Annotated in this window: 11 protein-coding genes and 1 pseudogene; 8 read left to right on the forward strand and 4 right to left on the reverse strand. The window is 46.2% G+C overall.

Going from position 1 to position 13,120, the window contains the following annotated elements:
- Nucleotides 1-90: 90 nt before the first annotated feature.
- From AACM02_RS08365 to AACM02_RS08380, 4 genes and pseudogenes are all read left to right on the forward strand, one after another.
- Entirely contained in the window at nt 91-1,362 is a 1,272-nt protein-coding gene (locus AACM02_RS08365) for an ABC transporter permease (RefSeq protein WP_332455605.1), read from the forward strand.
- Between the two features lie 131 nt (nt 1,363-1,493).
- Entirely contained in the window at nt 1,494-1,985 is a 492-nt protein-coding gene (locus AACM02_RS08370; protein ID WP_339116676.1) for an outer membrane lipoprotein-sorting protein, read from the forward strand.
- Between the two features lie 120 nt (nt 1,986-2,105).
- Nucleotides 2,106-3,548: a transposase gene (locus AACM02_RS08375; RefSeq protein WP_339115938.1), complete on the forward strand. Its 1,443-nt coding sequence runs from the start codon at nt 2,106-2,108 to the stop codon at nt 3,546-3,548.
- Nucleotides 3,549-3,660: 112 nt separating this feature from the next.
- A pseudogene (locus AACM02_RS08380) lies at nt 3,661-3,909 on the forward strand (outer membrane lipoprotein-sorting protein); the annotation flags it as partial.
- Between the two features lie 5 nt (nt 3,910-3,914).
- Here the strand turns inward: AACM02_RS08380 and AACM02_RS08385 are convergent.
- Nucleotides 3,915-4,748 (reverse strand): ROK family protein, encoded by an 834-nt coding sequence (locus AACM02_RS08385; RefSeq protein WP_332455607.1) that lies wholly within the window; start codon nt 4,746-4,748, stop codon nt 3,915-3,917.
- 308 nt (nt 4,749-5,056) lie between these two features.
- Between AACM02_RS08385 and pdhA the strand changes: the two genes are divergently transcribed.
- The 4 genes from pdhA (at nt 5,057) to lpdA (ending at nt 9,881) form a co-directional block, all read left to right on the forward strand.
- Nucleotides 5,057-6,145, forward strand: coding sequence for a pyruvate dehydrogenase (acetyl-transferring) E1 component subunit alpha (pdhA, locus tag AACM02_RS08390; RefSeq protein WP_332455608.1), 1,089 nt, complete (start codon nt 5,057-5,059; stop codon nt 6,143-6,145).
- Nucleotides 6,142-7,119 carry an alpha-ketoacid dehydrogenase subunit beta gene (locus AACM02_RS08395; RefSeq protein WP_332455609.1) on the forward strand — a complete coding sequence of 326 codons (978 nt, stop codon included), beginning with the start codon at nt 6,142-6,144 and terminating at the stop codon, nt 7,117-7,119. Before pdhA ends, AACM02_RS08395 begins: the two co-directional genes overlap by 4 nt.
- Nucleotides 7,120-7,225: 106 nt before the next feature.
- Nucleotides 7,226-8,500: a dihydrolipoamide acetyltransferase family protein gene (locus tag AACM02_RS08400; protein WP_339116677.1), complete on the forward strand. Its 1,275-nt coding sequence runs from the start codon at nt 7,226-7,228 to the stop codon at nt 8,498-8,500.
- Nucleotides 8,501-8,534: 34 nt separating this feature from the next.
- Nucleotides 8,535-9,881, forward strand: a complete 1,347-nt coding sequence (gene lpdA / locus AACM02_RS08405; protein ID WP_339116678.1) for a dihydrolipoyl dehydrogenase — start codon at nt 8,535-8,537, stop codon at nt 9,879-9,881.
- Between the two features lie 15 nt (nt 9,882-9,896).
- Here lpdA and AACM02_RS08410 read toward each other — a convergent pair whose 3' ends face one another.
- The 3 genes from AACM02_RS08410 to metA all read right to left on the reverse strand — a co-directional run bounded on the left by AACM02_RS08410 (nt 9,897) and on the right by metA (nt 13,109).
- Nucleotides 9,897-10,226, reverse strand: a complete 330-nt coding sequence (locus tag AACM02_RS08410; protein WP_332455612.1) for a rhodanese-like domain-containing protein — start codon at nt 10,224-10,226, stop codon at nt 9,897-9,899.
- Between the two features lie 95 nt (nt 10,227-10,321).
- Nucleotides 10,322-12,148, reverse strand: coding sequence for a U32 family peptidase (locus AACM02_RS08415; RefSeq protein ID WP_339117448.1), 1,827 nt, complete (start codon nt 12,146-12,148; stop codon nt 10,322-10,324).
- Nucleotides 12,149-12,170: 22 nt separating this feature from the next.
- On the reverse strand, nt 12,171-13,109 hold the full coding sequence (gene metA / locus AACM02_RS08420; protein WP_214063042.1) for a homoserine O-succinyltransferase: 939 nt from the start codon (nt 13,107-13,109) through the stop codon (nt 12,171-12,173).
- Between the last annotated feature and the right edge of the window lie 11 nt (nt 13,110-13,120).

Raw genomic sequence — 13,120 nt, forward strand, 5'->3', positions numbered from 1 at the left:
CATCCGATGTCAGGCATCAGGTTTCAGAAAATTAGCCATTAGACTTCTGTCAGCGAAGCGGTCTGATACCTGGCATCTAATAAAAAAACTATGTTAAAGTTTCTGTTAAAAGGATTAATGCGGGATCGAAGCCGGAGCCTCTTGCCGGTTGTTGTTGTGACACTGGGGGTGATGATTACCGTGTTCATGCATGCTTATTTGAGCGGTGTGCTTGGCGAGAGTCTGGAAAAAACGGCTAATTTCTCCGAGGGTCACGTAAGGGTGGAAACCAGGGCCTATGCCGATAATTTTTCGCAATTGCCCAACGATCTGGCGCTTGTGGGTGTTGATACGTTGGAAAAAAGCCTTGAAAGGCTCTATCCCGAATACGATTGGGTGCAGCGGATTGATTTCGGTGGGTTGTTGGACGTGCCTGATAGTTCGGGAAATACGAAAATGCAAGGCACGGTGATGGGAAAAGGCGTCGATCTGCTGCAATCGGATGGTGAAGCCACCCGTATGGAACTCAAAAAACTGCTGGTGAAGGGACGGTTTCCTTCCAAAGCCGGAGAAATACTGGTCAGCGATGAACTTTTCGAAAAATTGTACCTAAGTCTGGGAGACAAGGTTACACTAATTTCTTCCACCATGTTTGGCGAAATGGCTATGTACAATTTTACGGTGGCCGGTTCGTTGCATTTTGGAGTAAATGTACTCGACCGGGGAATGATGATTGCCGATATACGCGACGTGAAGGCAGCCTTGAATATGGAGGATGCTGCGGGAACCCTGCTCGGTTTCTCTAAAAACAAGTTGTACAACGATAGACAAGCTGTTGCAACAAAAACAGATTTCAACAAACGGTATGAAAACGACGAAGATAAGTTCGCACCGGTGATGTCTTCCCTTTCGGACAACGGCTTGATGGGTTTCTCTTACGCTTTTATCAAAAATATCGCCGGATTCATCATTCTGGTTTTTATTTTTGCCATGTCTATCGTACTTTGGAATGCCGGTTTGATTAGCGGCTTGAGGAGATACGGTGAGTTCGGACTGCGGATGGCTATTGGCGAAAATAAATCGGAAATTTACAGGTCGCTTATCGGGGAAGCCGCATTGGTAGGAATTATCGGAACTATTTTCGGCTCAATGCTGGGATTATCGGCATCGTGGTTGATGCAGGAATACGGCATCAACGTGGGTAGCATGATGAATAACTCATCGTTGATGATTTCCGACACGTTACGAACACAGATAACTCCTTTCACCTGGTTTATCGGGTTTATCCCAGGAATTTTTTCGACGGTTATTGGAGCCATGTTGTCGGGAGTCGGGATTTATAAACGACAGACGGCTAACTTATTTAAAGAGTTACAGAATTAATTGGAATGCCTCCAAGGCGACCTGGGCAGCCAGGGCAAAATGAGAGTCGTGCGGAAACGGCTACCTGTAGACTGTGTGAAACCTTGAGGCAGGGATAAAAAAGATTTAACAACACTGAAGACATTCAAGCAATGAACAAAAAAACGATAGTAATATTCCTCTCTTTTTTCAGCCCCTTATTGTATGCACAAAATTACCCTTCGGGAAATTCCCTGTTGGACAAGATAGATGCCAATATGTCGTCAGAAACAACTGTCATGACGGCTTCGATGCAGGTGAACAGTGCACGCGCCACGCGTACGATGACGTTGAAAACATGGATGGAAGGCGACAAGAAGGCCTTTACTGAATATCTCTCGCCGGCAAGGGAGAAAGGAACCAAAATGTTGAAGCTCGATAATCAACTGTGGCTTTACTCACCATCGACCGACCGCACCATCCAGATTTCGGGTCACATGCTGCGTCAGTCGGTTATGGGAAGCGACTTGTCTTACGAGGATATGATGAACGATACACCAATGCAGGAGCAATATAATGCCGTAGTTACCGGAGAAGAAACAATAAACGGTAGAAAATGCTGGGTGGTTGACATGACCGCCAGGATAAGCGATATTAATTACTGATGTTTCGCAGTTAAAAATGAAGTTGATAATCAGAGGATAAGAGATAAAAAAAGCAGCATATTTTAGCTAATATATCATTGAAAATGATTATCTTAGCGATGGAAACCAAACCATTAAAATATGCTGCAGGACAAAGATATTAAAAAGATTCAAGAGTTGAAAGCGGACTTTACCCCCGGCAGGGTTTCCGCTGAAGATATTTTTAGCCGCTTCAAGGCGTTGAAGCTAAGCGAAGGTCTTTCTGAGTTCAAATGGTTCAAGACCCGGGGATATGATTTTAAAATGGTCCTGGCCCTGCTGGTCTCCATGGTGGTCAGTTCAGACAAGACGGTCAACTCCTATCTGAACAGCCCCACAGGTGAAGGTTCCACCATGGGCAAGGATGTGTTCTATCGCTTGAAGAACAGTTCCATCATATGCTGGCGGATGCTTATGTGGCATCTTGTGCATCGTTTTCTGACGGTGACGTCCAAAGATAGTGATGTAGATGATACCTCATCCCGTTACCTGATCTTCGATGACACCACCCTGTCTAAAACCGGGAAGCGTATAGAGAAGATCGGGAAGGTATGGGATCATGTAACCAACAGCTACGTGCTTGGATTCAAGCTGTTGGTGATGATGTACTGGGACGGTAAGTCCTCCATACCACTGGATTTCAGTCTTCACCGGGAAAAAGGGAAAAAGCAGGAACGCCCGTTTGGGATGACCAAAAAGCAGATCCGCAAGCAATACAGTTGCAAGCGTATCAAGGACTCGTACACCGCTAAACGTGTGGAAGAACTGGACACGAACAAGATTCAGATGGTCCTGCGGATGTTTTTCACGGCCATCTATCGCGGGCTTCGTGTTGATTACGTCCTGGTGGACAGCTGGTTTACTTGCGATGCGTTGATACAGGCTATCCGGAGTGTGAAGGACAAGGAAGTTCACCTGATCGGGATGTACAAGTTTGCAAAGACTAAGTTTGAGTATCAGGGTAAGAGCCTGACTCACGCCCAGATCAATAACATGCTGGGCAAACCCAGGCGCTGCCGTTCCCTGGGTTACCAGTACAAACAGGCCAGGGTGCTGTACCAAGGTGTTGAGATCTGCCTTTTCTTTAGTCGTCGGGGCAAAAATGACAAATGGAAGGTTTTGTTGACGACGGACACGAAACTGACGTTCAAGGGATTGATCGGGCATTACCAGGTAAGATGGGTTGTGGAGGTGTTCAATCGAGAATCGAAGCAATTGTTGAACCTGGGAAGATGTCAATCCAGTAACTTTGACGCCCAGGTAGCAGAAACGACCATCAGCATGATAGCCTATCTGTTATTGACACTGCGTTTCCGGTACGATAACTACGAGTCGAAAGGGGCACTTTATCGGTCAATGAACGCCGATGTGCTCAGGGAAACACTCGACAGACGGCTATGGGGGCTGTTCATCGAGTTAGTCTGCTCAGTATGCGAGGTATTGGAGATGGATGCCGATGATTTACTTGAAAAAATGTTGGCCAATCCAAAAGCAGAATCCATGATCATTGCACTGTGTTGTTCGGTGATGGTTAAGGACGATTGAGAAATTGTAAAATATAAAATGTTATAGTACAGAGATATAGATAATAATGCATTTCCCTTCTATTTCTTTGTCAATGGTTTGAGGGAAGTGCGAAACATGAGTTAATTATTACTCCCGGAAATTATGGGTCGATCAGGAACGGTTCGTCCCGATCAAGATGCAACTGTTTGCCAAAAGCGGAAAGCAATTGAAGGAGATTGCTTTATCGGATATACGGCAGATACAAGGACGTTGGTATCCAATGAAAACGGTCTACAAGGATGTGCTGAAAGACGGAAAAGGAACAGAGTTTACCATAAGCGAAATTTCGTTCAACCAACGTATTCCCGGGAATGTTTTCAATAAATCGAATTTGAAGTAGAACCATCAGTAACACAATGCCGCTGCTCCCAGAATTCCGGGATGGTTTAGTTCCGATCCCAGTATTTTCAGGTTTTTGATGGAATTGGGGTAGGGAAAGTCGTTCAAGTGTTCGTACATCGATTCTTTAAATAAAGGAAGCGATTTGGCAATCGCACCTCCGAAGATAATGGCTTGCGGATCAACGGTAAGAACAATCATTTTTACCAGTACAGCAATATGTTTTCCATATTCATGCATGATTTCCAACGCTTTTTTATCGTTCTGCCCTACTTTCCGGGCGACTTCATATCCCGTTGTACCGTAGTTGTTTGTGAAGAAAAAGCTTCCACAATATTGCTCGAGGATACCGTCCAGGTAAGGCATTTCTCCAAATTCTCCCGATCCGCAGTTGGCATCGCTCAGCAGGTTCCCTTTTTGTATTATTCCACCGCCCACGCCTGTGCCCAGAGTAATTCCGACAAAATTCTCAAAATCCCGGCCAAGTCCGTAAATACGTTCTCCCTTGGCAAAACAGTTGGCGTCGTTATCGATGTGTACCGGTATGTTGAATTCCTTTTCTAGCAGCTGCTTCAGGTGTACCTCATTCCAATCTTTGATGTTTTGTACGTGGTAAACGATGCCTTGGGTACGATCCACAACGCTCGGGACGCCAATCCCTATGGCATGGATTTTATCGGTTTTCAACTTGCGGATAATGTCTTTCAGCACAGTTAAAGTAACTTCCCCGCCTTCCGGTGCCCGTGTATCGGCCACCTCTTCTTTTACCAGGTTTTGCCCTTCTATTAAACCGCCTTTGATGGTGGTTCCACCCAAATCTATTCCGATGATCTGTTTCATTGTGTTGTATTTTAATGGTTGAGATGTACAAAACTAAGCAATATTGGTGAATTAAACGAATGTTATGGACAAAGTCTCTGGCTTAAGCGGCTTAACAGGTCGTCAAGCCTTAACTTGAGACTGAAGAAGTGAACAAAATTCCGAAAATAACGATAAACAGTGCCGGAAAATGAATAAATTTACGGTTTGGGCAAACCTTAAACCAAGTTATTCGTTATAGTCTGTAGTTTTTACATTTTAAAATCATTCCAAATAATTCACTTTCGTATGTTTTCTGACGAGATGAATGCAGCTAAAGATAAGACCTTATGATTTTTGAAGAGTTCAATCCATCGGAAGATAAGATCCTCAGAATTATCGATAACGATGGTCGTATTTTACGTCCCGACCTATTCCCGGAAATATCCGACGATACTATTGTGAAAGCCTGGAAAGCCATGCTCTTTGAACGGGTAGCCGATGAGATGGCTGTATCCTTTCAACGCCAGGGACGCATGTTCACTTATCCCCCCAACAAAGGACAAGAAGCTATTCATATTGCGGCCGGCAACGTGATACGCGAAAACGACTGGCTCGTTCCTGCTTTTAGGGAAGTGGGGCTAATGTTGGCTAAAGGCGTTACAATGAAAGAGATTTTCCTGTATTACAACGGCAACGAACAGGGGAGTAACTTTAAAAATGCCCCGCGTGTATTACCCATAAACGTTCCTATCGGTACACAGTTGCCCCATGCCGTTGGGATAGGATATTCCATTAAATACAGGAAGGAAGGCGATATTGTGTTTACTTATATTGGGGATGGCGGTACGTCGGAAGGTGACTTCAGCGAAGCGTTGAACTTTGCCGGTGTGTGGCAGGTCCCGGTAGTGTTTACCATACAAAACAACCAGTACGCTATTTCCGTTCCGGTAACCACGCAAACCAAATCCATAAATTTAGCTGTTAAATCGGTAGCGTTTGGCATTCCGGGCATCAAAGTCGACGGAAACGATTTCTTCGCCATGTACCTGGTCTACCAAAAGGCATCGGAACATGCGCGAACCGGTAAAGGGCCGGTGCTTATTGAGGCACTTACGTACAGGTGTGGCGCCCATACCACTTCCGACGATCCCAGCCGCTATCGGACAAAAGAGGAGGAGGCAGCGTGGGAGCTGTCGGATCCGTTGTTCCGGTTGAAAAAATTTATGGAACACAAAGGGATATTTAGGGAGAACGAAGAAAAGCTGAGGGAGCAGTATAAAAAAGAAGTGGAGAAACAATTTCTGGATGCTGAAAACGTTGCCCCGTATGCTTTGGAGGATGTTTTCAATTACATGTATGTGGAAATGCCTGACGACCTGAAAAAACAGAAAGAAGAATATCAACAATTTTTAGCTTGGAAAGGGAATCGAAAATGAGCGTAATGACAATGGTTCAGGCGATCAACAACGCGTTGGATATTAAGCTTGCCGAGGATAACGGTGTTGTGGTTTATGGGGAAGATGTAGGAGTTGTGGGAGGAGTATTCCGGGTAACCGAGGGGTTGCAGAAAAAATACGGTGTGGAGCGTGTGTTCGATTCGCCTCTGGCGGAGTCGGCTATCGTGGGAACAGGAGTGGGTATGGCCCTTTCCGGCTTACGGCCCGTGGTAGAAATGCAATTCGAAGGGTTTTCCTATCCTGCATTTAATCAGATAATTTCCAATGTATCGCGCATGCACAACCGTTCACGCGGAAGGTTCAGGATTCCCATGGTCATCCGGTTTCCCTACGGTGGAGGCATCAATGCCATCGAACACCATTCGGAAAGCCCCGAAGCACTTTATAGCCATATTCCCGGTTTAAAAGTAGTGGTTCCTTCAACGCCGCACGATGCAAAAGGGTTGCTGATATCTGCTATTGAAAGTGACGATCCGGTTATTTTTATGGAGCCCAAACGAATCTATAGGGCCATCAAGCAGGAGGTGGTTACCGGTAAATTTACCATTCCAATTGGAAAAGCCAGCGTGCTTACCGAGGGTACAGATGTTACCGTCGTGGCTTTCGGAGCGATGATTCGCGAATGCCAGCGGGCAATGGTAATGGCGAAGGAGGCAGGTATATCGGTGGAGTTAATCGATCTCCGGACGATCTATCCCATAGACAAGGAGACCATCCGGAACTCGTTGCAGAAAACAGGCCGGTTAGTGGTTGTGGCAGAAGCACAACGATCATTCAGCGTGGGTTCGGAGTTGATAGCCATAGCCAACGAAGAGGCTTTCCTCTACCTGGAAGCTCCTCCAAAAAGGGTGATGGGTTTTGATACCATTATTCCGTTGGCGCAAGGTGAGAAATATTTTATGATAACTCCCGAAAGGATTTTTTATGAAATAGAAAAAACGGTTAAGTTTTAAAAACAGCATGAATGAAGTAACTGTGCGAAGCGAGTAACACGAAGTGAATTTCGCCGTAGGCCAATTACAATTAATGTTCAAACCATAAATGATTAAACGAACTTAAATGAGGTATATTTTTAATTTTCCCGATATAGGAGAGGGACTCGAGGAAGGAACCATCCTGGAGTGGTACGTTACGAAAGGACAGGCGGTAAGTACGGGCGATTCCTTGGTGAAGATGGAAACCGACAAGGTAGTGGCCGATATTCCGTCACCGAGAACGGGAATAGTTGCTGCCCGGTTTGGAGAAGTAGGTGATGTCATAAAAGTAGGCAGCCCGCTAGTTGAAATTGAAATAGAAGGAGTTTTTGCGGAAGAGGCTCAGGCCGAGGCGAAAAGAGGATTTGACCCTGAACCGGAGGAGAAAGCCGAAACGGTGGTGGGTACGATGGAGGTGGCTTCGCGAAATGCTTTTTTGCCTGCGAGCAACGAAGGCACAACGGAGCAGCCTCCCGTAACGGAAAAACCACGCCGTAAAGCTTTGTCTACGCCCGTTGCGCGGGCTATGGCCAGGGATTTAGGCATCGATATAAATGAAGTCTGTGGCACAGGGCCTTCGGGGCGGGTCACAAAAGCAGATGTTGAAAACCATAAGTCCGTCAGAAAGCCATCCTCCCTCCGGGTTTCGGAACAAGAGGACGATGAGGTAACTTATGAGCCCCTTACCCAGATCCGCAAGGCTATTGCCCGGAACATGATCCAGTCCAAGCACAACGCTGCCCACATGTCGTTGTTCGAAGAAGTGGAGATATCCGATCTGGTAAGGGTTCGGGAGAAGTATAAGGGGAAATTTGCCGAAAGAGGGGTTAAGCTGACCTACCTCGCTTTTATTGTAAAGGCTGTCGTCAATGCCCTCAAGCAACACAGGCAGTTAAATTCGCAGATCGACTTGGAGAATGACCGGATGATCTTCAACAACCGCTATAACATAGCGTTGGCCGTGGATACCCCTGCCGGACTGGTGGTCCCTGTTGTTAGGGATGCCGACCGTTTAAGCATTTTTGAAATTGCTCAACGCATCGACGAAATATCGGAGAAAGCCAGAAAAAGAGACCTTACCCTGGAAGACATGAAAGGCGGAACATTTACCATTACCAACTACGGTTCCATCGGAGGAATATTTGCCACGCCGGTGATTAATTATCCCCAGGCGGCTATTTTGGGAGTGGGCAGGATCCTCAAAACCCCTGTGGTGAAAGACGATGCCATTGTTGTAGGCCGTGTAATGGCATTGTCGCTCTCGGTAGATCACCGTATCGTTGATGGGGGAGAAGTTACCCGGTTTATCAACAAGGTAATGGAATATCTTGCCGATCCCATGGCGTTACTGATGGAATAACACACCTTATTTGAAACACAAAACAACTCATAGTATGGATTACGACGTATTGATCATCGGTGCCGGACCATCCGGTTATGTAGCCGCCATCCGGGCGGGGCAGGTGGGTTTGAAAACAGCTATCGTGGAAAAACAGTATATCGGGGGAATGTGCCTCAATTGGGGTTGTATTCCTACAAAGGCTATTCTGGAAAGTGCGAAGAAGTTTAAAAAACTGGGAGAGATTGAGGATTTTGGTATTGATGGAATAGATACCGGTAAAATTGCCTTTAACTGGGACAAGGTGAAGTCAAGGTCGAAACGCATCACCCGGAAACTGACGGCAGGGGTAAATTTCCTGCTTAAAAAAAATGGCATTGAAGTGATAAGTGGAACCGCCCGAATAGGGTCGGACCGCTCTGTGTGGGTTGACGATAAAAAAATTTCGGCAAAGCACATCATCATTGCAACCGGTTCAAAGCCGAAATCGATGGGCGATGCATTCTCCAATGCTCCTGTCGTGGAGATGGAAAACCTGTTTGAAAGGGAGGCTTTTCCGGAGAACATTGTCGTTACCGGTAACCACATTTCCTCGGTCGAGATGGCCCAGTTTTTCAGGCTTATCCATAAAAACGTTACGCTGGTTACCAACAGCGGTTACTTTCTGGACGGATTGGATACCTTTCTTGTCGAGTACATCACGAAGAAACTGGCATCCGATAACATTGAACTGATCACGGATGCCTATCCGGATAAATATGAGGATGGAGGACTGACTGTTGGTGGTAAGAAAGTAAAATGCGACCTGATCGTTAATTGTAATTCGCGCAAGGCAATTATCCCGGAAAGCGAAACACCCCTGCAGCTTACGGAACGCGGATTTATCAAAACAACCGATAATTTCCAGACCAGTATCGATGGGGTCTATGCCATCGGTGATGTCGCCGGAAGAAGTTTTCTGGCACACATGGCTTCGGCTCAAGGGATTCACGTCATAAACGCCATAAAAGGGATACAAGCCCATTTTGATTACTCCACTTATCCGATAAACATGTATACCACGCCCGAAATCGCTCAGATCGGGATGACGGAACAAAAAATTAAGGAGGAAGGTTACGATTACAAAATAAGCGAGTTTCCGCTATCTGCAAATGGGAAGGCACTGATTGAAAACAATACGGAGGGTTTGATCCGGCTGCTTTCCGATAAGAAATACGGGCAGGTCCTGGGGGTTCAGGTTGTGGCTGAGAATGCCACCGATATGATTGCCGAAGCCGGCGCATACCTGAAAGTCGAAGCCACGGTTTACGACGTGGCCCATACCATTCACGCTCATCCCACCGTTTCGGAAATATTTTTTGAAGCCGGTTTCGATGCCATGGACAAGGCCATCCACAAGTGAACGGGAGAGAAAAATTTACTTCCAGAAAACAATTCCTCCCCTGAGGTTGTAAACGGCAGGAAATCCTTTTTTAACCAATACCTTGGCGGCATACATGCTTCGTGCCCCGCTGTGGCAGAAAACGGCTACAGGACAGGATTTATCGAGTTTTTCTATTTCTTGCTCAAAATCCATGGAGGAAACATCCATTAACCGGGCTCTGTTTATGGTGCCTTGCGCATATTCCTGAGCAGTCCGGACGTCTATAAGCTGAACATCCTTACCGGCGATGATTGTTTTGAAATCCGCGGGGTTAAGGGATTGGATTTGACTTCTATGATTTTTTAGGAAAGAAAAAACTGCCATACTTAGAAACTATTTTGGATTTTTTTATGTGACGATTTTTAGTCATTTTTTGACGGATTCGGGCTTTTATTTTCTTAATCCGAATCTACAACCGATTATTGTTGATTTTCAAGAGAAACCCGCATTTCGCATTTCCGGCAATCGAACGAGAGTTTTAATTTGTTCTGTTGATTGATCAGATAGAACGGCTCACGAAAACCGGCTTTCTCTTTGGTCTCACGCGGACACCAACCCAATGCAAACTTGATGCAATGTTTGGTGAACATGAGTGGAACGTTTTTTTGCTGAACTTGTTCAAATGCGGGTTGTAAAATTTTCGTCCGGTGTTGTAAGTAAAAAGAACCGCTGTTGCTGTTGGAGACGTTACCTAAGTAGGTAAGCTCTTTTTCGGGATAAGCGTGTGTTGTGGGTGGGATCGGGCTGCGTTCCTGCCGGTAATTGATTTTTCTGACCGCTAGTAAACCTGAAATCAGTTGTTTACGCCATTCTCCTAGCAGGGAGGAGGGGATGAACCACTCCTTGGAAAACCGGATGTCGATGGATTTTACGCTGAACAGGGTAGTTCCCGTTTTGGAGAGCTGAGTACGGATATTTTCCTGTTGCGGCTTTTGCGCGGTCTGCTTTTCTAGAATTACTGAAAATGTGTAGGAGTGGTTGTCCTCGTCAGAGATTTGTAATGCGAACCCGGTAGGGATCTCTCGGATAAAAATATTCGCAGCAATTTTTCGCTCCGCTGTTTTTTTGGTTAACCAGTTTTCAAAGTCGTGATCGTAATTTCTATACACCTTTGTTCCTGCGCTGAGGCCGGGCATTACGGCCGGAAAAATCCTGCCGCCTTCAGAGCGGTTTACGCGAAAACCATTTAACCCGTCTTTATCCATAAAACACAATCCGTCACCGTTGTTAATGGTGAGTGTTGTGCTTAACGAAAGCCAGTTTCTGCCCACGGTTTTTACCGTTCCTACAAATTCACCGATGGATTTGGGAGATTCGAAAGAGCCGATATCGTGTTGCCTGCCGTTGAAAAGATAGTGGGTAAATCCCCGGTTAAAACTCTTTGATAAATTGGGTGTAAAATTGATTTCGCTTCTTCCCGACGAAGCTTGCACATACTCGGGCCGTTTCCTGAAAATGCTGTCCAATCGCTGCCGGTAGGCAGCAACTACGTTTTTAACATACGTAACGTCTTTCAGCCGTCCTTCTATCTTGAGCGATGAAACGCCGGCATCCAGCAGCTCTTCGAGGTTATCGTACTGATTGAAGTCTTTTAAGGAAAGCAGGTGTGCATTTTTTCGAACAATACGCCCGTCGGCATCCTGCAAATCAAAAGGTAGCCTGCAAATTTGTGCACACTCTCCGCGGTTGGCGCTCCGACCCGTTATGGCTTGGCTGATGTAGCATTGCCCGCTGTAGGAAACACAGAGGGCACCGTGAACAAAAACCTCCAGCGCAATGCTGGTTTGTGACGAAATTTCGGCAATCTGATCCCGGGATAATTCCCGTGCAAGCACTACCTGTGTGAATCCCGCGTTTTCTAAAAACTGCACTTTTTCCACGGTACGATTATCGGTCTGCGTGCTGGCGTGGAGCGGGATAGGAGGCAGGTTCAGTTGCAAAATGCCCATGTCCTGGATGATAACGGCATCGGCGTGTATACGGTATAAATCCCGGATGAGCTTCTCCACCTGTAAGAGTTCATGGTCGTAAAGGATGGTGTTCAACGCAACATACACTTTGGCGTTGTACTGATGCGCAAATTCCACCAACTCGGCAATATCTTCGATACTGTTTCCTGCAGCCATCCGTGCACTGAATCCCGAGATACCTATGTAGACGGCATCGGCACCGTGAAGGATGGCTTCTTTTCCGATCTCCTTATTTTTGGCAGGGGCGAGAAGTTCAACGATTCGTGGAGCTTTCATCTTTCCATTCATCCAGGCGGGGTCAGGTTAAATCCCCTAACTCTTTTATCTTTTTCAAATCAAATGGAGTTGCCTGATATACAAAGTAATTAAGCCAGTTTATAAACAAAAGGTTTGCGTGGCTTCTCCACAAGACAACCGGTTGTTTTTGTGGGTCGTTATCCTTGTAATAGTTTTTGGGGAGTTCCACCGAGTCCAATCCCTTTTGCATATCACGCGTATATTCGTTGTGTAGCGTGAGGGGTGAATATTCAGAATGCCCGGTTACGTAGAACTCACGTCCACCGCGGGAGGCCACGATGTATACTCCTGCTTCTTCAGACTGTGAGAGGATAGTCAGTTCGGGGTGTTGGGAAATCTCCTCGGCAGAAACCGTCGTGTGGCGGCTGTGTGGAGCAAAAAACTCGTCGTCGAATCCGCGGAAAAGCGGGAACGCTTTATCGTTGACGGTATGTGGGAACACTCCAAAAATTTTCTTGTCCAGCGGATATTTCCGGATGCCATAAAAATGATACATCGCCGCTTGTCCTGCCCAGCAGATGTAATACGTGGAGGTCACATGCGTACGGGCCCAATCGAAGATCCCGGTCAGCTCCTGCCAATACCGCACTTCTTCGAACGGCAATAATTCCACGGGTGCGCCGGTAACGATAAAGCCGTCGTAATAGCTTTCTTTTACTTTAGGAAACGTTTTGTAAAACGTCTGCAAATGCTCGATGGGTGTATTTTTAGGCGTATGGGATTTCAATCCCAGAAACTCAATTTCCAGTTGCAGGGGAGAGTTGGATAGCAGCCTTATTAAATCGGTTTCGGTAGTGATCTTAAGCGGCATCAGGTTGAGGATGAGTATCTTCAACGGACGGATATCCTGCGTGGAGGCACGCAGGTCGCTCATCACGAAAATATGTTCCTTGCTCAGGATCTCTATGGCTGGGAGTTTATCGGGTAAATTTACGGGCATATGGTTTATTT

Origin of the sequence: Petrimonas sp. (assembly GCF_963921705.1) — a bacterium.
GTDB lineage: Bacteria > Bacteroidota > Bacteroidia > Bacteroidales > Dysgonomonadaceae > Petrimonas > Petrimonas sulfuriphila.

What these genes read in the sequence shown, in the direction of transcription:
- pdhA (WP_332455608.1), top strand. Translation starts at nt 5,057, where the DNA reads ATGATTTTTGAAGAGTTCAATCCATCGGAAGATAAGATCCTCAGAATT.
- AACM02_RS08400 (WP_339116677.1), top strand. Translation starts at nt 7,226, where the DNA reads ATGAGGTATATTTTTAATTTTCCCGATATAGGAGAGGGACTCGAGGAA.
- metA (WP_214063042.1), bottom strand. Translation starts at nt 13,109, where the DNA reads ATGCCCGTAAATTTACCCGATAAACTCCCAGCCATAGAGATCCTGAGC.
- AACM02_RS08410 (WP_332455612.1), bottom strand. Translation starts at nt 10,226, where the DNA reads ATGGCAGTTTTTTCTTTCCTAAAAAATCATAGAAGTCAAATCCAATCC.
- AACM02_RS08365 (WP_332455605.1), top strand. Translation starts at nt 91, where the DNA reads ATGTTAAAGTTTCTGTTAAAAGGATTAATGCGGGATCGAAGCCGGAGC.
- AACM02_RS08370 (WP_339116676.1), top strand. Translation starts at nt 1,494, where the DNA reads ATGAACAAAAAAACGATAGTAATATTCCTCTCTTTTTTCAGCCCCTTA.
- lpdA (WP_339116678.1), top strand. Translation starts at nt 8,535, where the DNA reads ATGGATTACGACGTATTGATCATCGGTGCCGGACCATCCGGTTATGTA.
- AACM02_RS08415 (WP_339117448.1), bottom strand. Translation starts at nt 12,148, where the DNA reads ATGAAAGCTCCACGAATCGTTGAACTTCTCGCCCCTGCCAAAAATAAG.
- AACM02_RS08375 (WP_339115938.1), top strand. Translation starts at nt 2,106, where the DNA reads ATGCTGCAGGACAAAGATATTAAAAAGATTCAAGAGTTGAAAGCGGAC.
- AACM02_RS08385 (WP_332455607.1), bottom strand. Translation starts at nt 4,748, where the DNA reads ATGAAACAGATCATCGGAATAGATTTGGGTGGAACCACCATCAAAGGC.
- AACM02_RS08395 (WP_332455609.1), top strand. Translation starts at nt 6,142, where the DNA reads ATGAGCGTAATGACAATGGTTCAGGCGATCAACAACGCGTTGGATATT.